At 65.6% G+C, this 19230-nt stretch carries 18 protein-coding genes; 14 read left to right on the forward strand and 4 right to left on the reverse strand.

The window, feature by feature from the left end:
* The first annotated feature begins 136 nt into the window (after positions 1 to 136).
* The 11 genes from ACI48I_RS18180 to ACI48I_RS18230 all read left to right on the forward strand — a co-directional run bounded on the left by ACI48I_RS18180 (position 137) and on the right by ACI48I_RS18230 (position 13716).
* The gene (locus tag ACI48I_RS18180; protein ID WP_498574998.1) at positions 137 to 1003 is read left to right on the forward strand and encodes a DMT family transporter; all 867 of its coding nucleotides are present in this window, start codon (positions 137 to 139) and stop codon (positions 1001 to 1003) included.
* Positions 1004 to 1087: 84 nt separating this feature from the next.
* Complete coding sequence (gene mfd, locus ACI48I_RS18185; protein WP_498574999.1) at positions 1088 to 4534, forward strand: transcription-repair coupling factor; 3447 nt, start codon at positions 1088 to 1090, stop codon at positions 4532 to 4534.
* Between the two features lie 5 nt (positions 4535 to 4539).
* A complete protein-coding gene (serB, locus tag ACI48I_RS18190; protein WP_498575000.1) occupies positions 4540 to 5382 on the forward strand; it encodes a phosphoserine phosphatase SerB in 843 nt (280 codons plus the stop codon).
* Positions 5383 to 5629: 247 nt separating this feature from the next.
* Positions 5630 to 6016: a hypothetical protein gene (locus ACI48I_RS18195; protein ID WP_498575001.1), complete on the forward strand. Its 387-nt coding sequence runs from the start codon at positions 5630 to 5632 to the stop codon at positions 6014 to 6016.
* 285 nt (positions 6017 to 6301) lie between these two features.
* On the forward strand, positions 6302 to 7459 hold the full coding sequence (locus tag ACI48I_RS18200; protein WP_193686113.1) for an ABC transporter substrate-binding protein: 1158 nt from the start codon (positions 6302 to 6304) through the stop codon (positions 7457 to 7459).
* 114 nt (positions 7460 to 7573) lie between these two features.
* A complete protein-coding gene (locus ACI48I_RS18205) occupies positions 7574 to 8464 on the forward strand; it encodes a branched-chain amino acid ABC transporter permease (protein ID WP_193686114.1) in 891 nt (296 codons plus the stop codon).
* A 1-nt stretch (position 8465) separates the two neighbouring features.
* Positions 8466 to 10418 carry a branched-chain amino acid ABC transporter ATP-binding protein/permease gene (locus tag ACI48I_RS18210; RefSeq protein ID WP_498575002.1) on the forward strand — a complete coding sequence of 651 codons (1953 nt, stop codon included), beginning with the start codon at positions 8466 to 8468 and terminating at the stop codon, positions 10416 to 10418.
* An 11-nt stretch (positions 10419 to 10429) separates the two neighbouring features.
* On the forward strand, positions 10430 to 11158 hold the full coding sequence (locus tag ACI48I_RS18215; RefSeq protein WP_193686116.1) for an ABC transporter ATP-binding protein: 729 nt from the start codon (positions 10430 to 10432) through the stop codon (positions 11156 to 11158).
* A 12-nt stretch (positions 11159 to 11170) separates the two neighbouring features.
* Positions 11171 to 12082, forward strand: coding sequence for an EamA family transporter (locus ACI48I_RS18220; protein WP_193686117.1), 912 nt, complete (start codon positions 11171 to 11173; stop codon positions 12080 to 12082).
* A gap of 38 nt (positions 12083 to 12120) precedes the next feature.
* Entirely contained in the window at positions 12121 to 12441 is a 321-nt protein-coding gene (locus ACI48I_RS18225; RefSeq protein WP_193686118.1) for a hypothetical protein, read from the forward strand.
* Between the two features lie 219 nt (positions 12442 to 12660).
* A complete protein-coding gene (locus tag ACI48I_RS18230) occupies positions 12661 to 13716 on the forward strand; it encodes a PEP-CTERM sorting domain-containing protein (protein WP_498575003.1) in 1056 nt (351 codons plus the stop codon).
* A gap of 10 nt (positions 13717 to 13726) precedes the next feature.
* Here the strand turns inward: ACI48I_RS18230 and ACI48I_RS18235 are convergent, their stop codons facing one another.
* Genes ACI48I_RS18235 through ACI48I_RS18245 form a run of 3 tightly spaced genes read right to left on the reverse strand, consistent with a single transcriptional unit; the run spans position 13727 to position 15654 of the window.
* Positions 13727 to 14143, reverse strand: a complete 417-nt coding sequence (locus ACI48I_RS18235; RefSeq protein ID WP_227496490.1) for a hypothetical protein — start codon at positions 14141 to 14143, stop codon at positions 13727 to 13729.
* On the reverse strand, positions 14140 to 14892 hold the full coding sequence (locus ACI48I_RS18240) for a Mut7-C RNAse domain-containing protein (protein WP_498575004.1): 753 nt from the start codon (positions 14890 to 14892) through the stop codon (positions 14140 to 14142). Before ACI48I_RS18240 ends, ACI48I_RS18235 begins: the two co-directional genes overlap by 4 nt.
* A gap of 18 nt (positions 14893 to 14910) precedes the next feature.
* Positions 14911 to 15654 (reverse strand): DUF72 domain-containing protein, encoded by a 744-nt coding sequence (locus tag ACI48I_RS18245; protein ID WP_498575005.1) that lies wholly within the window; start codon positions 15652 to 15654, stop codon positions 14911 to 14913.
* Between the two features lie 151 nt (positions 15655 to 15805).
* Here ACI48I_RS18245 and trxC point away from each other — a divergent pair, with 151 nt between their 5' ends.
* The 3 genes from trxC (at position 15806) to ACI48I_RS18260 (ending at position 17729) form a co-directional block, all read left to right on the forward strand.
* On the forward strand, positions 15806 to 16240 hold the full coding sequence (gene trxC, locus ACI48I_RS18250; RefSeq protein ID WP_193686122.1) for a thioredoxin TrxC: 435 nt from the start codon (positions 15806 to 15808) through the stop codon (positions 16238 to 16240).
* Between the two features lie 90 nt (positions 16241 to 16330).
* On the forward strand, positions 16331 to 16693 hold the full coding sequence (locus ACI48I_RS18255; RefSeq protein WP_193686123.1) for a DUF4870 family protein: 363 nt from the start codon (positions 16331 to 16333) through the stop codon (positions 16691 to 16693).
* 76 nt (positions 16694 to 16769) lie between these two features.
* Entirely contained in the window at positions 16770 to 17729 is a 960-nt protein-coding gene (locus ACI48I_RS18260; RefSeq protein ID WP_193686124.1) for a chemotaxis protein, read from the forward strand.
* A gap of 84 nt (positions 17730 to 17813) precedes the next feature.
* Here ACI48I_RS18260 and ACI48I_RS18265 read toward each other — a convergent pair whose 3' ends face one another.
* Complete coding sequence (locus ACI48I_RS18265; protein ID WP_498575006.1) at positions 17814 to 19184, reverse strand: HlyD family type I secretion periplasmic adaptor subunit; 1371 nt, start codon at positions 19182 to 19184, stop codon at positions 17814 to 17816.
* Positions 19185 to 19230: the final 46 nt, after the last annotated feature.

The raw sequence follows: 19230 nt of genomic DNA on the forward strand, positions 1-19230 counted from the left end.
AGCCCCGCAATCCGTCGCCAAAAGCATCGTTTTGCCCGCAATGCAGCAACCAGAATTCGGAGTAGTCGTGTCGGAAGCAGTTTCACGCGCAGGTCTGGGCTACCGGGATGATTCCCTCGGTGCCGAACTGCCGCTCATGTTGGTCACCCCCGCCCTCTTCGCCGCCAACCTCGTCGTCGCCCGCTGGGCCGAGAGCGCGGCGCTGCCGCCCTTGTTCCTGGCCTTCGGGCGCTGGGCGCTGGCCTTTGCGATCCTCCTGCCGAGCGTCGGCCCGCGCCTGTGGGCGCTGCGCGCCACGATCATGGCTAACTTCCCGCGCCTGATGCTGCTGGCCGGCCTCGGCATGGGAATGGCCGTCGGCCCCCAGTACATCGGGGCGCGCCACACCAGCGCCGCCAACATCGCCATCATCTTCGCGGCTTGCCCGGCGCTCGTCATGCTGCTCGAAACCCTGGTCTGGAAGGCGCCGCTCGCACGCAGGCAGGCCGGCGGCATGCTGCTCGCCGTGTCCGGCGTGCTGGTCGTGCTCTCGAAAGGCGACATTGCCGCGCTGGGCGGCCTGGCCTTCGGCACCGGAGATTTGTGGGTCGTGCTGGCCGCCTGCGGCTGGGCGCTCTACACGGTGCTCGGCAAGCGCCTGCCCTTGCCGGCGCTGCCGAGCACCGTCAAGCTGGCGGCCCTGATCGGCGGCGGCGCGCTGGTACTGGCTCCGTTCGCGGTGCTGGAAGCCTCGCTCGGCGACGTCGCCAACTTCCACGATCCGCGCCTGTACATCGCGCTCGGCTTCCTGGCGGTGGTGCCGAGCCTGGGCGCCTATTTCTGCTTCGACCGCCTGGTTGCGATCGCCGGTCCGGCACGGGCCAGCTTGTCCGTGTACCTGATCCCGCTGTTCGCGACGCTGGCCGCCTGGCCGCTGCTGGGCGAAGCGCCGCGGCTCTACCACGCGGCGGGCTTTGCCATCATCCTCGGCGGCGTCGCCTTCGCGGCCGGACGGCGCCGCTGAGAGGCTGGCGTGCGCGGGGGCGCGGCCGTATCGGTTCGTCTATAATGAACGACCCATCGGCCCGACCTCATACCGCACGCCTGCATGCCTTTCGATCTCAAAAAGCACCTCCCCAAGCCCGGTAACCGTTTCGTCCTGCCCGCGCTGGCGGGTTCGTCCGATGCCTATGCGCTCGCCGTCGCCGGCCTCGAATGCAAGGTCAGCAAACAGATGCTCACCGTCGTCGTGGCGAATGCCAGCGACGGCCAGCGCCTGCTCGACGAAATTGCCTGGTTCGCCGACGGCAAATTGTCCTGCCACCTGCTGCCGGACTGGGAAACCCTGCCTTACGACGCCTTCTCGCCGCACCAGGACCTGGTCTCCGAGCGCCTGGCGACCCTGCACGAGATCCGCAACGGCCAGTGCGACGTGCTGGTGGTGCCGGCCACGACTGCCCTGGTGCGGCTGGCGCCGCCCTCGTTCCTGGCGGCCTACACCTTCTTCTTCCGCCAGGGCGAGAACCTGGACGAAGCGAAACTCAAGGCGCAGCTGACCCTGGCCGGCTATTCGCACGTGTCGCAGGTGATGTCGCCCGGAGAATACTCGGTGCGCGGCGGCCTGATCGACCTGTTCCCGATGGGGTCGGCCCTGCCCTACCGCCTCGACCTGTTCGGCGACGAGATCGAAACCATCCGCACCTTCGATGCCGACACCCAGCGCTCGCTGTACCCGGTGCGCGAAGTGCGCTTGCTGCCGGGGCGCGAATTCCCGATGGACGAGGCGGCGCGTACCGCTTTCCGCAGCCGCTGGCGCGAAAGATTCGAAGGTGACCCGTCGAGGGCTCCGGTGTACAAGGACATCGGCAGCGGCATCGCCTCGGCTGGCATTGAATACTATCTGCCGCTGTTCTTCGAAGAGACGGCGACCCTGTTCGACTACCTGCCGGAAGACGGCCCGCTGGCCCTGGTCGGCGACATCGACGCGGCCATTGCCCGCTTCTGGACGGACACCGAATCGCGCTACCGCTTCCTGAAGAGCGACCGCGAACGTCCGCTGCTGGAGCCGCGCGAGCTGTTCCTCTCCAGCGAGCAGTTCTTCACCTGCGCCAAGCCGCACGGGCGCTGGAACATCCCGCGCGACCCGAACGCGCCCGCATCGGAACTGTCGGCGCCGATTCCCGACATCGCCGTCAACCGCCGCCTGGACGACCCGCTGGCTCCCCTGCGCGCCTTTATCGCACGCACTGGTTGCCGCGTGATGATCTGCGCCGAGTCGAACGGCCGGCGCGAAACGCTGCAGCAGTATTTCAACGAGTACCACCTCGACATCGTGCCCGTGGAGGGCTTCGAGGGCATGCGTGCCAGCGATGCCAGGGTGGCGCTCGGCGTGGCGCCGCTGCAGGCGGGCTTCGAGCTGTTGGAGGAATCGAGCGGCTGCATCGCCTTCATCACCGAGACCGAACTGTATGCGGGCTCCGGCCGGCGCGCCGGCAAGAAGAAGCAGGAAGCGACCAGCCAGGTCGAATCGATGGTGCGCGACCTGTCCGAGCTCAAAATCGGCGACCCGGTCGTGCACATCAACCACGGCATCGGCCGCTACATGGGCCTGATCTCGATGGACCTGGGCGAAGGCGAGACCGAGTTCCTGCACCTGGAATACGCGAAGGACACCAAGCTGTATGTACCGGTGTCGCAGCTGCATGTGATCTCGCGCTATTCGGGCACCTCGCCGGAAGACGCGCCGCTGCACTCGCTCGGCTCGGGCCAGTGGGACAAGGCCAAGAGAAAAGCGGCCGAGCAGGTGCGCGACACCGCGGCCGAACTATTGAACCTGTATGCGCGCCGCGCTGCCCGTACCGGCCACTCGTTCGAGTATTCGGCGACCGACTACGAGAACTTCGCCCAGAGCTTCGGCTTCGACGAAACGCCGGACCAGGCCGAAGCCATTTCCAACGTCATCAAGGACATGACCTCGGGCCGGCCGATGGACCGCCTGGTCTGCGGCGACGTCGGCTTCGGCAAGACCGAAGTCGCGCTGCGCGCCGCTTTTATTGCCGTCATGGGCGGCAAGCAGGTGGCGATCCTGGCGCCGACCACGCTGCTGGCCGAACAGCATGCGCAAACCTTCGCCGACCGCTTCGCCGACTGGCCGGTAAAAATCGCCGAGCTGTCGCGTTTCCGCACGGGCAAGGAGATCAACAACGCGATCAAGGGCATGGCCGACGGCACGCTCGACATCGTGATCGGCACCCATAAACTGCTATCGCCGGACGTGAAGTTTACGCGCCTGGGGCTGGTCATCATCGACGAGGAACACCGCTTCGGCGTGCGCCAGAAGGAAGCGCTGAAAGCCCTGCGCGCGGAAGTCGACGTGCTGACGCTGACCGCGACGCCGATCCCGCGGACGCTGGGCATGGCTCTGGAGGGCCTGCGCGACTTTTCCATCATCGCCACCGCGCCGCAGAAGCGCCTGGCGATCAAGACTTTCGTGCGCAGCGAAGACGGCTCCATCATCCGCGAAGCCTGTTTGCGCGAACTGAAACGCGGGGGCCAGATCTACTTCCTGCACAACGAAGTCGAGACGATCGAAAACCGGTATTCGATGCTGCGCGAGCTGCTGCCGGAAGCGCGCATCGGCGTGGCCCACGGACAGATGCACGAGCGCGACCTGGAAAAGGTGATGCGCGACTTCGTGGCCCAGCGTTTCAATATCTTGCTGTGCACGACCATCATCGAGACCGGCATCGACGTGCCGACGGCGAACACGATCATCATGCACCGCGCCGACAAATTCGGCCTGGCCCAGCTGCACCAGCTGCGCGGCCGTGTCGGCCGTTCGCACCACCAGGCCTATGCCTATTTGCTGGTGAATGACGTGCAGAACCTGACCAAGCAGGCGCAGCGCCGGCTGGACGCGATCCAGGCGATGGAAGAACTGGGCAGCGGCTTCTATCTCGCGATGCACGACCTCGAGATCCGCGGCGCCGGCGAAGTGCTGGGGGAGAACCAGTCGGGCGAGATGCTCGAGATCGGGTTCCAGCTCTATTCCGACATGCTGAACGAGGCCGTGCGTGCCCTGAAAGCCGGCAAGGAGCCGGACCTGGCCGCGCCGCTGTCGACCACCACCGAAATCAACCTGCACGTGCCGGCCCTGCTGCCGGCCGACTTCTGCGGCGACGTGCACGAGCGCCTGTCGATCTACAAACGCCTGGCCAATTGCGAAAGCCAGGGCAAGATCGACGACATGCAGGAAGAACTGATCGACCGCTTCGGCAAGCTGCCGGAACAGGTCAAGGCCCTGATCGAGACCCACCGCCTGCGCGTCGCAGCGAAAACGGTCGGCATCGTCAAGATCGACGCCCACAGCGAGGCGGCAAGTCTTCAATTCATGGAAAAGCCGCCGATCGATCCGATCAAGATCATCACGCTGATCCAGAAGAACCGCCACATCAAACTGGCCGGCCAGGACAAGCTGCGCATCACCGCCGCCATGCCGGACCTGGCTGCGCGGGTGCTGCAGGTGAAGCAAACGATCAAACAACTACTGGCATGACGTATATGAATCTCGTGTTACAGGGGCCGCAGGCCGCGCAGGACGTATTGAACTCCATCGCCGCGCTGGCGCGTCCGGCGTGTGCAAGCGCATTGTCGGCGCACGCGCTGCGTTGCGAAGATGTCGCCTCTTCGCCCGAGGTGGTGGAGGCGGTGCACGCGGCGGCCCTGGCTGCGCAGGTCGATGCGACCTTCATCGAGGCGGGCCGTTCGCTGTCCGACTTCGCGCTGGTGGCGATGGACATGGACTCGACCCTGATCACGATCGAGTGCATCGACGAGATCGCGGACATGCAGGGTCTGAAAGCCCAGGTCTCGGAAATTACGGAAGCGGCGATGCGCGGCGAGCTCGATTTCGCGGCCAGCCTGACGCGGCGCGTGGCGCTGCTTGAAGGGCTGGAAGCGACGGCCCTGGAGCGCGTGTACGAGGAACGCCTGCGGCTGTCGATGGGCGCCGAAAGCATGCTGGCCGCGGTGCAGGCAGCCGGCCTCAAAACCTTGCTGGTGTCGGGGGGCTTCACCTTCTTCACCGACCGCCTGAAGCCGCGCCTGGGACTGGACTACACGCATGCGAATGTGCTCGAGATCGAGAACGGCCGGCTCACGGGGCGCGTCGTTGGCGGCATCGTCGATGCCGAGGAAAAGATGCGGACCGTGCAGCGCGTGTGCGCCGAGCTGGGCGTGCCCACCTCGCGCGCGATCGTGATGGGCGATGGCGCCAACGACCTCAAGATGATGGGCGTCAGCGGGCTGTCGGTGGCGTTTCGCGCGAAACCGGTGGTACGGGCGCAGGCGGACGTGGCGCTCAACTTCAGCGGACTCGACGGGGTGCTGGCGGTGCTGGGCTAGCAAGCGTCCGCGTGGGCGGGGGACCCGCCCACCCTAGGTCTCTCCGGGCCAATTCTCATCCATTTCTGCGCCAGCGCAAATCCCCTGCCGTGCGTCCCTTGAGTCTCCCGCCTCTCCCCCTTTAGATTGGTCACTGTGCCGGCACCCGTACGGCGCATGTATCAGTCCAACCCCAGGTGTAACAAGCTGTAATTCCGCGCCAAAATGGACACGAAAAAACTATCATGGCGACATCAGGAGGACCGCCATGAAAAAACTTATTGTTGTATTTGCTTCGCTGGCTGCCCTGGCCGGCTGCGCCGTGCCGGGTCCGGGCCCGGCCAACTACGGCACCCGTGCCTATGCCCAGTCCAACGATCCGGACGGCTGGCAAACCGTGTCAGTGACGCCGGTGCCGATGGGTACCGGTGCCCGTGCGGGCGACGCCGGTGTGGTGACCAGCTCGAACGTCGTCGTCAACCCGGCCCCGGTCTACGCGGGTCAGCCGGTTTACGTGGCGCCGCCGGTCTACGTCGCCCCGCCGGTCTACGTGCAGGATCCGTTCTGGTACCCGCCGGTCTCGATCGGGCTGGGCTTCAGTTTCGGGCGCAGTTGGGGCGGTTACCGTCATCACGGTGGATATCGCCACCGATAATCGGCAGCGCCGGCCGCGCGATCCATCGCGCTGCCGCAAAAATGCACCAGAACAGGGAGGCCGCACGGCATGTGCGGCCTCTTTTATTTTGTGCGTCCATACGCTCTTTTCCTTACCGTTTTCTTACGCTGATTTATCTGTGTTGCATGGTGCGATGCATCATAGCAATCGATTGCTGTTGGCCAATTGCTAACCTACAATGGGTCGGTCGATGGCATCGCACATGGGTATTTTCCCCCGCGGTACAACGTACGGCATGACCAAAAACACACTACGGAGACGGCAATGAATTTCAAGCTGAAAGCATTGGTTGCAGGGGTAGCACTGGGTTTTTCGATGTCTGGCATGGCCGCGGAGCCGATCAAGATCGGCGTGTCCGGTCCCTTCACGGGCGGCTCGGCGCCGATGGGCGTCTCGATGCGTGACGGCGTCAAGCTGGCCGTCAACGAGATCAATGCCGCCGGCGGCGTCCTCGGCCGCAAGCTCGAAGTCGTCGAGCGCGACGACGAAGCGAAGAACGAACGCGGCGTGCAGATCGCCCAGGAGCTGATCAACAAGGAGCACGTCGTCGCCACCGTCGGCTACATCAACACCGGCGTGGCCCTGGCCTCGCAGCGCTTCTACCAGCAGGCGCAGATCCCGGTGATGAACAACGTCGCCACCGGCTCCGTCGTTACCCAGCAGTTCGCCACCCAGCCGATGAATTTCGTCTTCCGTAATTCGGCCAGCGACGCCATCCAGTCGCAGATGATCGTCGACGAGGCCATCGGCCGCCGCGGCTTCAAGAAGGTCGCCATCCTGGCCGATTCGACCAACTACGGCCAGCTCGGCCGCGCCGACCTGGAAAAGGCGCTGGAGAAGAAAGGCATCAAGCCGGTCGCCGTCGAAAAATACAACCTGCAGGACGTCGACATGACCTCGCAGCTGCTGAAGGCCAAGCAGGCCGGCGCCGAAGCCGTGCTGACCTACGGCATCGGCCCGGAACTGGCGCAGATCGCCAACGGCATGGAAAAGCTGGGCTGGAAAGTGCCGATGATCGGCAGCTGGACGCTCTCGATGGCCAACTTCGTCGACAACGCCGGCAAGAACGGCGAAGGCACGCGCATGCCGCAAACCTTCATCCAGGATCCGAGCACGCCGAAGCGCAAGGCCTTCATCGACGCCTACGTCAAAGCCTACAACCCGCCGGGCGGCCGCATGCCGTCGGCCGTGTCGGCAGCCCAGGGCTACGACTCGATCTACCTGCTGGCCGCGGCCATCAAGCAGGCCAATTCGACCGAAGGACCGAAGATCGTCGCGGCGCTCGAGAACCTGAACACCAAGGTCGATGGCGTCGTCACCACCTACGACAAGCCGTACAGCAAGACCGACCACGAAGCCATCAACTTCAACAACACCGTGTTTGGCGAAGTGCGCGGCGGCCGCGTGGTGCAGGCCAAGTAAGGCAGCTGCAGTAACTGCCGATCGTGGCCAGCCAGGACAGTCCTGACTGGCCATTTTCTTGTTGACCGGAGGCGCGGGGGTGCAATTCCCGGGCGCCTTCTTCGGGTGAGAATCATGGATATCCTTTTGCAGCTGGTCTTCAGCGGAATCGCGCTCGGCATGATCTATGCCGTCGTCGCATTCGGCTATCAACTTACGTTCGCCACTTCCGGCACCCTCAATTTCGGCCAGGGCGAGGCGCTGATGCTCGGCGCCCTGGTCGGCCTGTCCCTGGTCGGCGGCATCCACGGCGGCCCCTACATGAGCTACTGGCTGATGATCCCGCTGGTCATCGCCTTCGGCGCTCTGCAGGGCATGTTCGTCGAATGGATCGGCGTGCGGCCGGCAATCCGCATCAAGTCCGAATTCGGCTGGATCATGTCGACCATCGCGCTCGCCATCATTTTCAAGAACGTCGCCGAGAACATCTGGGGCAAGGACGTGCTGCCCTTCCCCTCGCCGCTCTCTTCCACCCCATTCCAGTTCATGGGCGCGAACGTGCAGCCGATGCAGGTGGCCGTGATCATCGGCGCCCTGGCGATCATGCTCGCGGTCGAGCTCTTCAACCGCAAATCGATCTACGGCAAGGCCGTCGTCGCCACCTCGAACGACCGCGACGCGGCCGGCCTGATGGGCATTAACACGGGCCGCGTGATCACCTTCTCGTATGCGCTGTCCTCGGCCACGGCCGCCTTTGCGGGCGCCCTGATCGCACCCCTGACGCTGACCAGCGCCACCATGGGCGCCTCGCTCGGCCTGAAGGCCTTTGCGGTGGCCATCATCGGCGGCCTGACCTCGGGCATGGGCGCGATTGTCGGCGGCCTGATCCTCGGCATCGCGGAAACCGCGACCGGCTATTACATTTCGACCGGCTACAAGGAAGTGCCGGGACTGATCCTGCTGCTGCTGGTGCTGGCGGTGAAACCGTCCGGCCTGTTCGGCAAGGCCGCGATCAAGAAGGTCTGACATGACTAAATCGAAACCCCTCCTCATCGCCAGCGTGCTCGGATTGATCGTGCTGGCCGTGTTCCCGCACGTGTTCACCAATCCGTATTACATCCACCTGGCCGAAACCATCCTGATCTACGCGATCCTGCTGTTCGGCCTGGACATCGTGGTCGGCTACACCGGCCAGGTCTCGCTCGGACACGCCGGCCTGTTCGGCGTCGGGTCCTATGTCACGGGCGTACTGGTGATGAAGCTGGGCGCGCCCTGGTTCCTGGCGATCCCCGCCAGTATCGGCATCTCGGCCCTGTTCGGCGCGGTGCTCGCATTGCCGGCGCTGCGCGTCACCGGCCCGTACCTGGCGATGGTCACGCTGGCCTTCGGCACCATCGTCCAGATCATGATCAACGAGATGACCTTCCTCACCGAAGGCCCGCTCGGCATCATGGTCCCGAAGCCGAAAGTGCTCGGCGCGGACCTGAGCGAGACCCAGTATTTCTACATGGTCGCCGTGTTCATGGTGCTGTCGCTGGTGGTCGTGCACCGCCTGCTGAAATCGAACATCGGGCGCGCCTTTGAGGCGCTGCGCGACAGCCCGATCGCCTCGGACTGCATGGGCGTCTCGGTGTACCGCTACAAGGTCTACGCTTTCGTGATCAGCGCCGGTTTCGCCGGCCTGGCCGGCAGCCTGTACGCGTATTCGGAGCAGTACATCTCGCCGAATACCTATAACTTCGAGCTGACGATCCTGTTCCTGCTGGCCGTGATCATGGGTGGACGCAAGACCCGGGTCGGCGCCATCCTCGGCGCCATCATCGTCGTCATGCTGCCCAGCCTCTTGTCCGACATCGCCCTGTTCCGCCAGATCGCGGTGGCGGCCGCCGTGCTGGGCGTGATCGGCTCCGCAGTGGCGCTGGCAAAGAAACGGGCCACCCCGCGCAAGGTGCTCGTTCCTCTGGTCGCCACGATCGGCCTGGCGTTCTGGTCGTACCGGATCCAGAACATGACCGACTGGCGCCTGACCATCTTCGGCCTGATGACGCTGTTCGTGGTCTACTACCTGCAGGACGGTATCGTCGGCTTCTTCCGCCAGCTGCTCGGACGCCGCGTTGCGCATACGAAGTCGGTCGGGCTCGACGCGACGGCCGATGCCTTCGAGGGCGTGGCGAAAGTCGAGGCGGGCGGCGACCTGCTGCGCGCCGAAAAAATCCTGATGCAGTTCGGCGGCCTGAAAGCCCTGAACCAGGTCGACCTGAACGTCGCGCGCGGCACGGTGCACGGCCTGATCGGCCCGAACGGTTCCGGCAAGAGCACGATGATGAACGTCCTGACCGGCATCTACAAGCCGACCGCGGGCGGCGTCGTGTTTGCCGGCCAGCCGATCACGGGCCGCACGCCGTCGCAGATCGCGCTCGGCGGCGTGGCGCGCACCTTCCAGAACGTGCAGCTGTTCGGCGAGATGACGGCCACCGAGAACGTGCTGGTCGGCCTGCATCACACCTTCCGTTCGACCGTCTTCGACGCGATGGTGACCACGCCGCGCATGCGCCGCGAGGAAGCGGCGGCAAGGAAGCGCGCCGCGGCGATCCTCGACTTCGTCGGTCTCTCGGACCTGGCCGACGAGGAGGCGCGCAACCTCCCCTACGGCAAGCAGCGCCTGCTGGAGATCGGCCGCGCGCTGGGCCTGAACCCGCACCTGCTGCTGCTGGACGAACCGGCGGCGGGCCTGACGGCGCCGGACATCCGCGAGCTGATGGCGATCATCCGCAAGATCCGCGACCACGGCATCACCATCATCCTGATCGAGCACCACATGGACGTCGTGATGTCGATCTCGGACACGGTCACCGTGCTCGACTTCGGCCAGAAGATCGCCGAGGGGATCCCGGCACGCGTGCAGGCCGATCCGAAAGTCATCGAGGCCTATCTCGGCGGCGCCAGCGAAGCCACCCCACCGGCCGCGGCCGCGGTATAAGGAGACCGATCATGTTATCGATTCAAAACCTGGAAGCGGCCTACGGCAAGGTGCAGGTCCTGCACGGCATTTCGCTGGAAGTCCCGCAGGGCAAACTGGTCACGCTGATCGGTTCGAACGGCGCCGGCAAGACGACGACCATGCGCGCCATCTCGGGCATGATCAAGCCGAAGGCCGGCAGCATCACCCTCGGCGGGAAGGACATCACGGGCCTGGACTCGCACCGCATCGCGCGTGCCGGCCTGGCCCATTCGCCGGAAGGCCGGCGCGTGTTCGCCACCATGAGCGTCACCGACAACCTGCTGCTGGGCGCCTTCCCGCGCTTCACGCGGGCCCGTCCGAAAGGCGACGTGCAGCGCGACCTGGAAAAAGCGATGGAGCTGTTCCCGCGTCTGAAGGAAAGGCGGAACCAGCTGGCGGGCACGCTGTCGGGGGGCGAGCAGCAGATGCTGGCGATGGCGCGCGCCGTCATGCTCAACCCGGACGTGGTGCTGCTCGACGAACCGTCGATGGGCCTGGCGCCGATCCTGGTCGAGGAGGTGTTCCGCATCATCACGCGCCTGAAAAGCGAAGGCGTGACGATGCTGCTGGTCGAGCAGTTCGCCGCGGCCGCGCTGAACGTGGCCGATTACGGCTATGTGCTGGAGAACGGGCGCATCTCGGTGCACGGCCCGGCCGAGAGCCTGAAAAACGACCCGAAGGTGGTGGCGGCCTACCTCGGCGGCGGACAGGCGCACTGATGAGCCGCATCGATGCGTGATGCCGGGGCGCTCGAGGGCCGCGATTACGCCGCCGCCCTGTGCGTCGTGCTGGTCTGGGGCACCAACTTCGTGGCCATGAAGCTCGGCCTGCGCGAAGTCACGCCCTTCCAGCTCGGCGCCGGGCGCTACTTCTTCGCGCTGCTGCCGCTGCTGCTGTTCGTGCGTCCGCCCAAACTGGCGCCGCGCTGGGTGGTGCTGTACGGCCTGTTCCAGGGCGTTGGCCAGTTCGGCCTGCTGTTCCTGGCGCTGCGCGCCGGCATGTCGGCCTCGCTGGCGCCGGTGATGCTGCAGATGCAGGTGTTTTTTACCGCCCTGTTTGCGTGGGTCGTATTGAAAGAGCCCGTCAGCGGGCGCCTGCAGGCGGCGATGGGCATCGCCGCAGTCGGTCTTGGCTGCCTGTGCGTCGACGCGTTCGGGCGCGGCTCGGCGGTCACCTTGACCGGTTTCATCCTGAGCATCCTCTCGGCCGCGATGTGGGCAGCCTCGAACATCGTCGTGCGTATCGCCCAGCGCAGCACACCGCAATTCGACGTGCTGCCCTTCATGGTCTGGAGCTCGATGGTGCCGATCCTGCCCTTCGTCCTGCTCTCGCTCGCCTTCGACCCGCCGTCGACCAGCTGGAACTGGCGCGCCGTGTCGGGCACCGCCTGGGCCTCGATGGCCTACCTCGGCTGGTTCGCCACCATCCTCGGCTATGCGATGTGGACGGGCCTGCTGAAGCGCCACCCAGCCAACCGGGTCGCGCCCTTCTCGCTGGCGGTGCCGCCGGTCGGCATCGCGGCCGGCATGCTCGGCCTCGGCGAAGCGGTCACGCCCTGGCAATGGGCCGGCATCGTGCTGGTCGTGGCCTCGCTGGCGCTGGTCATGTTCAGGCCGCGGGTCCGCGCCGCCGCCCCGCAATGAATGCACCCTTATAATGCGGTTTTGACAGCAGGCTCCCGATGACGACTTCCAAATTTTCGCGTTACACGGCCTCCCGCATTTTCTGGTTCCTGTTCGGATGCGGCCTGGGCAGCATGGGGCTCTGGAGCGGGATGCGGCAGAACCTGATCGGCGAGACTTTCATCGGCGTCGGCCTGCTCCTGCTCGGCATCCAGGGCCTGCTGCGCCCGGTCGTATTGAGCCGGGCCGGCAAGATGAGCAAGGAAGAAATGACGCGTGAAGTGTCGATCGGTTCCGACGTCCTGCACGGCGCCCTGTCGCTGGCGATGGCGGCCTCGCTGCTGGTCGGCTTCGTGCTGAAATACGTGGTCAAGATCTGAGGCGGCACAGCGGCCGGCAAATTATGCATCCTTGCCGGTAAGGTAAAGTTTCCCCGCTCGACCTACTATTTCCAGTAGCCAATTTTTCTCGACATTCCGTCGTATTTCCCCCACGACATATGCGCTCGTCAGTAAAAAACTGATGAGTTTACCGACCAGCCGTAGATAAGCCTGCCACGATGCCGTACTCTGTAGGACATCTCCTACCCGAGGCTGCGCATGGACCGTTCGTATCCGTTTTCCCGTCGTATCGAGCAGCGTGTGCACTTCCGGCGTCGCGCGCTGGCGGCCACGTCCGCGGGAATAGCTGCCTGCGCGGTAGCGTACGGGATGCTGCCGGCGCAGGCGCCCTACGCGCCCTTGACGCTGGAGTCCGGTATGGCGGCCCTCCAGCCAATGACGGTCCCGGTCTCCGATCCCCTGCCGATGGCGCGCCGCGTCTACCGCTACTCGGTCGTGCCGGGCGGCGCGGCTGACCGGGCCGAGCTGGAACGCATCCTGCGCACCGACAAGGTGGTCGCAGCCCACTACGCCGGCTTCGAGGTGGCCCGCGCCCGTGCCGTGACGGTGTCCGCGCCACGGGCGGTGTACGTCTCCTATCGCAAGGGCGACCGGATTTACTGGACCAGCAGGAAGGTCATGCTGCAAGTAGGCGAAACCCTGCTTACCGATGGCCGCAACGAGATGCGCGCGCGTTGCGCGAACCGTATCTCGGATGTGCCGCGTTTTCCGGTCGAGCCGCACGCGCCCAACCCCGACGAGCTCGATGAGCCGGTGGACGCCACCGAGGGCGAGCTCACCCTTGTCAACGCACCCGAGCCGGATGTGGATCCGCCGGAGCTGACGGGCCAGCCCTTCAAACTGGTGTGGCCAGCCAACTCGCCCCCGACCGACGATCCAAGGCCTGGCCGCAGGCCCTTCGGCAACGAGCCTGCGCCAGGTCTGCCATCGCCGCAGACGGGCTGGCTCGGCAGCGCGAGCATTCCGCCGCTGGCGCGTGCCACGCCAGGAGATCGGCTGCTCGCTTCGAACACGCCGCCGCCCCTGTCGCGCGCCATCACGGTGCTCCCCGAGCCGGGTGATTCCGCGCCCGGGATGCCGCCGCCCGTTACCGACATCGACCCCTTCGTCCCGCGGCCCGACCCGAGCCAGCCGGCTACGCCGTCGAACCCGCCGCTCGATGAGCAGCAGCCGGCCGATGTGCCCGAACCGGCCAGCACATGGCTGTTTGCAGGGGCACTGCTGGCGATGCTGGTGCGGCGCAAGAGGCGCTAGTTCGACCCGGCTAGTCCGAACCGAACAGGTTGCCCGCGTCCAGGATGGCCCAGGCGATCTCGGGCTTTTCCTGCAGGCGCTTGCGGACTGCCGCCGGTACCGATTGCCGCACCTTCTTGCACAGCCCCGGCTTTTCCTCGAGCACGATGATGATGCCGCGCATCGTGCGCACCTCGTTCGGCCCCGGCGCGATGCGCAGCTCGGCACCGATGTTCCGGCGGATGAGTTCCTGCACGTGCTGCAGGTCGGCATAGCTGTCGATGCGCTCGATGCGCTCGATCAGTTTCATTTCCTGCTTGCGGTCGAGCGCCAGCGGCCGGATGTCGGCACCCGGCTCGGCCAGCAGGCGCTCGCGCTCGCAGACGCAGGCGCCGGGCGGGCACTCGGCACGGATCGGAAACGGCAGTGGGGGCAAGGAGGCGGTCACGGGCGCTTGTCTGAAAATTCGCTCTTGGTGGGAGACCCTGACGATTCTAGCGCGTTCGCTGCGTCGAGCATCGCCAGCATGCGCTTGTGGTGCGAGCCTTTCCAGAATACGCGACCACAAGCGTCGCAAGTGGTGAACTCGGTGTGCTGCTCGCGCACGGATTCCGGCAGGCGCTCCAGCACCTCCTCCCTGGCAACCGGCCGCAGCGGCAGGTTGCAGTGCAGGCATAGGGTGAACGGCCGGGCCAGCGCAGCCAGTCCAAGTCGCTCGAACAGTTCCCGCAATTGCGCCTCGGGCCGGATCGTGTGCAGGTAGCAGCCGTGTTCGACCTCGCGCCGTTTCAGGAGTTCGCGGTCGCGCGTGAGCACGGTGCGCGCCTCGCGTCCGGCAATCGCCGCGATTTCCTCGTCCTGGTACCCGTTCTCGTAGAGCGTATCGAAACCGGCCATGCGCAAGAGGCGCGCCAGGCCGCCGAGGTGGGCGTCGGCGACGAAGCGGATGCCGGCCGCCGCACTATCCCGAAGCGGACAGACGAGGACATCGTCGCCGTCTTCCAGCAGCCGGTCGAAGCGGCTCGCCTCGCCATTCACGAGGATGCGCCCGACTTCGGTATGCGGCACGCCCAGCGCCTCGACCATGTGCTTGGTCGTCGCGGCCCGCGCGCAGGGCGTGGCAAAGGCGCGGTCCCTGCGCTCGCGCGGCAGGAAGTCGTTCAGTTCCCCGACAAAGCGGAAGCTCGCCTGGACCATGGAAGATTCACTGCGCCGTCAGCCGCCGCCGGTGGCACGCAGCACGTCCAGCGCGTTCGGCACCGCCTCGCCGGCGGCCGTGTTATCGAAGATGCACCACACCTGGCGCCCGGCGGCGCGGTGCACCTCCAGGTCGCGCACCAGGGCATCCAGGTAGTCCTGCGAATACGAGGAATAATAGATGCGCGGCGCCCCGTGCAGGCGCACGTAGATGTCGTTCGTCGTCGGCACGTGCGGCCCCGGCTGGCCGGCGGCCGGATCGGCGATCACGCGCGTCACCTGCCGTTCGCGCAGCACCTCGGTGGCGATGTCGCTGAACCAGCTCGGATGCCGCCCCTCACAGGCGACCATGCAGCCGAAGCTGTCCTGCAGTTTCTGGAAGAACGCGCGCGCGGTCTCGTCGTGGAAACCGAGTTTGGGCGGCGTCTGCACCAGCAGGCAGCCGAGCTTGTCCTTCAGCTCCTTCACCTCGCCGGCAAAGCGCGCCAGCAGCCCGTCGATGTCGCGCATGGCCGCATCGTGCGTGATGGCGCGCGGCACCTTGACCGCAAAGCGGAAATCCGGCGGCACGCTCTCGGCCCAGCGCGCATAGGTCTTGGGCTGGTGCGGCTTGTAGAAGGACGAGTTGATTTCCACCACCGGGAATACGGCGGCGTAGCGTTCGAGGTGGCTGCCGGCCGGCGGAAAGGCGGCGGCGGCTTCCTTCGGGATGTTCCAGCCGGCGCAACCGATGAGGGGCGCGGCATCGCTCTGATTCATCATCGAGGCTCTTGCAATAATGTTACGCCGATTGTACGCCGCCCTTGCTTGCCGGGGCGCATGGTTGAGCCAGGGCGGCGGTCAGGCACGGGACGCCGCCCGCCTCCGGTCCGTCTTACAATAGCGCCAACGCGTTCTTTTCAAGGAGTACCCCGTGTCAGATGCCATCCACATCGTCTGCCCTGCCTGCGACGCCGTCAACCGCCTGGCCCCGGCGCGGCTGGCCGACAATCCCGTCTGCGGCAAGTGCAGCGCGCCCCTGTTTGCCGGGCGCCCGCTCGACGTCACGTCCGAACGCTTCAATAAACACATCGGCCGCAACGATATCCCCGTGCTGGTCGATTTCTGGGCCGAATGGTGCGGCCCCTGCAAGATGATGGCCCCGGCCTATGCCCAGGCGGCAACGCGGCTCGAGCCGCGCGTGCGCCTGCTGAAAGTCGATACCGAGCGCGCCCAGGACCTGTCGGCGCAGTTCGGCATCCGCAGCATTCCTACCCTCGCCCTGTTCCGCGGCGGCCGCGAGGTGGCGCGCCAGCCAGGAGCCATGGACGCCGGCAATATCGTGGCCTGGGTCCAGTCGAAGCTGTAGGCTTGCAACGTTAACGAAAATGCCACTAATGGCTGCTACAATGGCCCGCAAGCGGGGTCGTCCCGCCGGTAGCACACAAGGGAGCCATTCATGTCGCAACAACTCGTTATGGACAGCGGTACCGAGGACGCCAAGCAGATGGCGCGCATCCTCTACCTGGTCCACGCCTGCACCTTCTTCTTTTCGCTGGGCATGCTGTCCTTCCTGCCGCTGATCGTCAACTATATCAAGCGCCCGGACACGAACGGCACCATCGTCTACAGCCACCACAGCTGGATGATCCGCTCGTTCTGGTTCTACGTGATCTGGATGGGCGTCGGCTTTGTCTTGTTTGCAACGATCATCGGCATCCCCGTCGCCTGGCTGGTCTGGGCCTTGGCGTGGTTGTGGAAGGCGTATCGTCTGATTCGTGGTTTTTTGGATCTGAACAGCAACAAACCGATGCCGGTCTGAGGCTTGTTCTGCGCTTTTCGGCAATTTCACGGCTAGAATACTTTCCTGATGGCACCACCACTATTCGGGATGAAATATGAAATCGGTTCAGCAGGAAGTCGACGAGCGCAGCAATCTGACGGGCACCAACAAATTCGAGCTCCTGCTCTTCCGCCTCGGCGGGGATGAGAACGGCGAGCGCAGCGAGCTGTTCGGCATCAACGTGTTCAAGATCCGCGAAATCGTGGCGATGCCGCAGATTACGGCCGTGGCCGGCTCGCCGGCCCACGTGCTTGGCGTTGTCAACCTGCGCGGCCAGATCATCCAGGTGCTGGACCTGCCGGCGATCGCCGGCGTCAAGCCCAAGACCGGCCTGAACATCATGCTGGTGACCGAGTTCGCGCGCACCACCCAGGCCTTCGCGGTCGAGAGCGTCGAAGAAATCGTGCGCCTGGACTGGAGCCAGGTGATGTCGGCCGAAAAGAGCGCCGGCAGCGGCATGGTCACCAGCATTGCACGCCTCGAAGGCGAGAACGGCGAGCCGGGCCGCCTGGCCCAGGTGCTCGACGTCGAGACCATCCTGCGCAACATGAATCCGGATTCGGGTCCCGAGATCAGCCAGCAGTCGGTCGGCGCGAAAATCCAGATCAAGCCGGGCTCCGTCGTCCTGGCGGCCGACGATTCGGTCGTCGCACGCGCCCTGATCGAACAGGGCCTGGACGCGATGGGCCTGCCCTTCATCATGACCAAGAGCGGCAAGGAGTGCTGGGACCAGCTGAACACGATCGCGAACGCGGCCGAAACCGAAGGCAAGAGCGTCTACGACCGCGTGGCCCTGGTGCTGACCGACCTCGAGATGCCGGAGATGGATGGTTTTACGCTGACCCGCAACATCAAGAAGAACGCGCGCCTGGCGAATTTGCCGGTGGTGATCCACTCCTCGCTGTCGGGTACGACCAACGAGGAACACGTCAAGAACATCGGCGCCGATGCCTATGTGGCGAAGTTCTCGGCCGAAGACCTGTCGACGACGCTGCGCCGCGTACTCAAGCAGTAAGCGAACGCTCGATCAGGACAAAGGGCGCGTGGAGTTTTGCTCCACGCGCCCTTTTCGTTTTGCCGCGCCGCCCGGCGCTTGTCCTCAACGCTCGCGGGCCGCTTCGTGCCAGGCCTTCTGCATCGGCGACAGCAGGTATTCGATCACGGTGCGGGTGCCGAGCAGGATTTCGGCGTTCGCCTGCATGCCGGCGCTGAGCGGGAAGCGCGTGCCGTCGGCTTCGAGCGCCGAGGCGTCGAGCGCGACCAGCGCCTTGTAGGTCGAACGCGGCGTGGCGCCGGGCGCGGCGGCCGGCGCGCCCTCCTGCGCGGCGTCGACCGCATCGGCGCCGATGTGCTCCACCCGCCCCTGCACCATGCCGTACTTCTGGAACGGGAAGGCGGCGAACTTCATCCTGACGGTCTGCCCTTCCTTCACGAAACCGATGTCGTCGTTCGACAGCCAGACTTCGGCGCGCAGGCTTTCGTTACGCGGCACCAGGGTCAGCAGCACGGTGCCGGGCTGCACGACGGTGCCGATCGAATGGGTCGCCAGGTCCTTGACCACGCTGTCCTGGGTCGCCTTCAGTTCCATCAGTTCCTTGCGGTGGGTCTGCTTGGCCAGCTCCTGCGACAGCTGGTCGACGGCGCGCTGGGCCTCGCCGCGCTCGACGTGCAGCTGGCGCCGGTAGTCGGAGTCGATCTGGACCAGCTTCATCTCCGATTGCCGCACGCCGGCCCGTGCCGATTCGATCATGTGCGACTGGGTCGCGAGCTCCTGCTCCTTTTCGATGCGTTCGCGCCGCTTGTCGCTGACCAGCACGCCGTTCGCGAAACCGTCGCGGCCGAGCTTTTCGAAGGCTTTTTCCTGTTCGCGGTAATGCGGGAGGATGGCGCTGAACTTGTGCTCGACCTCGAGGGCGGCTGCCAGGTCCTGGCGCGCCTTGGCCAGGCGGCTGCGCTCCTCGGCCAGTGCCGCCTCGAAAGCGGCGCGGTCGGCCCGGTACTGCGCCTGCGCGGCGGCGGCGAGGTGGGCCGAATCGCCCGCCTGGCTGTGGAAAGGCGCATCGGCCAGCTCGGCATCGATACGGCGCAGCGCCAGGCGCTTGCCCTGCAGGTCGGACTGCACGGAGTTGGCGTCGGCGTCGGTCAGCAGCGTATCCATGCGCATCAACACCTGCCCGGCGCGCACGCTGTCGCCTTCGCGCACCAGGATCTCCTTGACGATGCCCGACTCGGCGGGCTGGACGATCTTCACATAGCTCTGCGGCACGAGCTTGCCCTCCGCGACCGCGACGATGTCGAGGCGGCCGACGATCGACCACACCGCCATCCCGGCCAACAGCAGCAGCAAGGCCCACAGCACCTTGCGGCCAAGCGGATTCGGCGCCTTGCCTTGCAGGCGCAGCAGCGGCGGCGAGAAATCGAGTGCGCTGGCGGGGTAACCGGACCACGCGCTGGTTTTTTTGCTGTTCACGGACGATGACTCATCTGGTTAATGTAAGGTGGCCGGGACCCGCGGT

Source organism: Massilia sp. LXY-5 (assembly GCF_059801075.1).

Excerpts from the sequence above, each read along its gene's own strand:
- ACI48I_RS18180 (WP_498574998.1), top strand. The coding sequence starts at position 137 with ATGTTGGTCACCCCCGCCCTCTTCGCCGCCAACCTCGTCGTCGCCCGC.
- mfd (WP_498574999.1), top strand. The coding sequence starts at position 1,088 with ATGCCTTTCGATCTCAAAAAGCACCTCCCCAAGCCCGGTAACCGTTTC.
- serB (WP_498575000.1), top strand. The coding sequence starts at position 4,540 with ATGAATCTCGTGTTACAGGGGCCGCAGGCCGCGCAGGACGTATTGAAC.
- ACI48I_RS18195 (WP_498575001.1), top strand. The coding sequence starts at position 5,630 with ATGAAAAAACTTATTGTTGTATTTGCTTCGCTGGCTGCCCTGGCCGGC.
- ACI48I_RS18200 (WP_193686113.1), top strand. The coding sequence starts at position 6,302 with ATGAATTTCAAGCTGAAAGCATTGGTTGCAGGGGTAGCACTGGGTTTT.
- ACI48I_RS18205 (WP_193686114.1), top strand. The coding sequence starts at position 7,574 with ATGGATATCCTTTTGCAGCTGGTCTTCAGCGGAATCGCGCTCGGCATG.
- ACI48I_RS18210 (WP_498575002.1), top strand. The coding sequence starts at position 8,466 with ATGACTAAATCGAAACCCCTCCTCATCGCCAGCGTGCTCGGATTGATC.
- ACI48I_RS18215 (WP_193686116.1), top strand. The coding sequence starts at position 10,430 with ATGTTATCGATTCAAAACCTGGAAGCGGCCTACGGCAAGGTGCAGGTC.
- ACI48I_RS18220 (WP_193686117.1), top strand. The coding sequence starts at position 11,171 with ATGCGTGATGCCGGGGCGCTCGAGGGCCGCGATTACGCCGCCGCCCTG.
- ACI48I_RS18225 (WP_193686118.1), top strand. The coding sequence starts at position 12,121 with ATGACGACTTCCAAATTTTCGCGTTACACGGCCTCCCGCATTTTCTGG.
- ACI48I_RS18230 (WP_498575003.1), top strand. The coding sequence starts at position 12,661 with ATGGACCGTTCGTATCCGTTTTCCCGTCGTATCGAGCAGCGTGTGCAC.
- ACI48I_RS18240 (WP_498575004.1), bottom strand. The coding sequence starts at position 14,892 with ATGGTCCAGGCGAGCTTCCGCTTTGTCGGGGAACTGAACGACTTCCTG.
- ACI48I_RS18245 (WP_498575005.1), bottom strand. The coding sequence starts at position 15,654 with ATGATGAATCAGAGCGATGCCGCGCCCCTCATCGGTTGCGCCGGCTGG.
- ACI48I_RS18255 (WP_193686123.1), top strand. The coding sequence starts at position 16,331 with ATGTCGCAACAACTCGTTATGGACAGCGGTACCGAGGACGCCAAGCAG.
- ACI48I_RS18260 (WP_193686124.1), top strand. The coding sequence starts at position 16,770 with ATGAAATCGGTTCAGCAGGAAGTCGACGAGCGCAGCAATCTGACGGGC.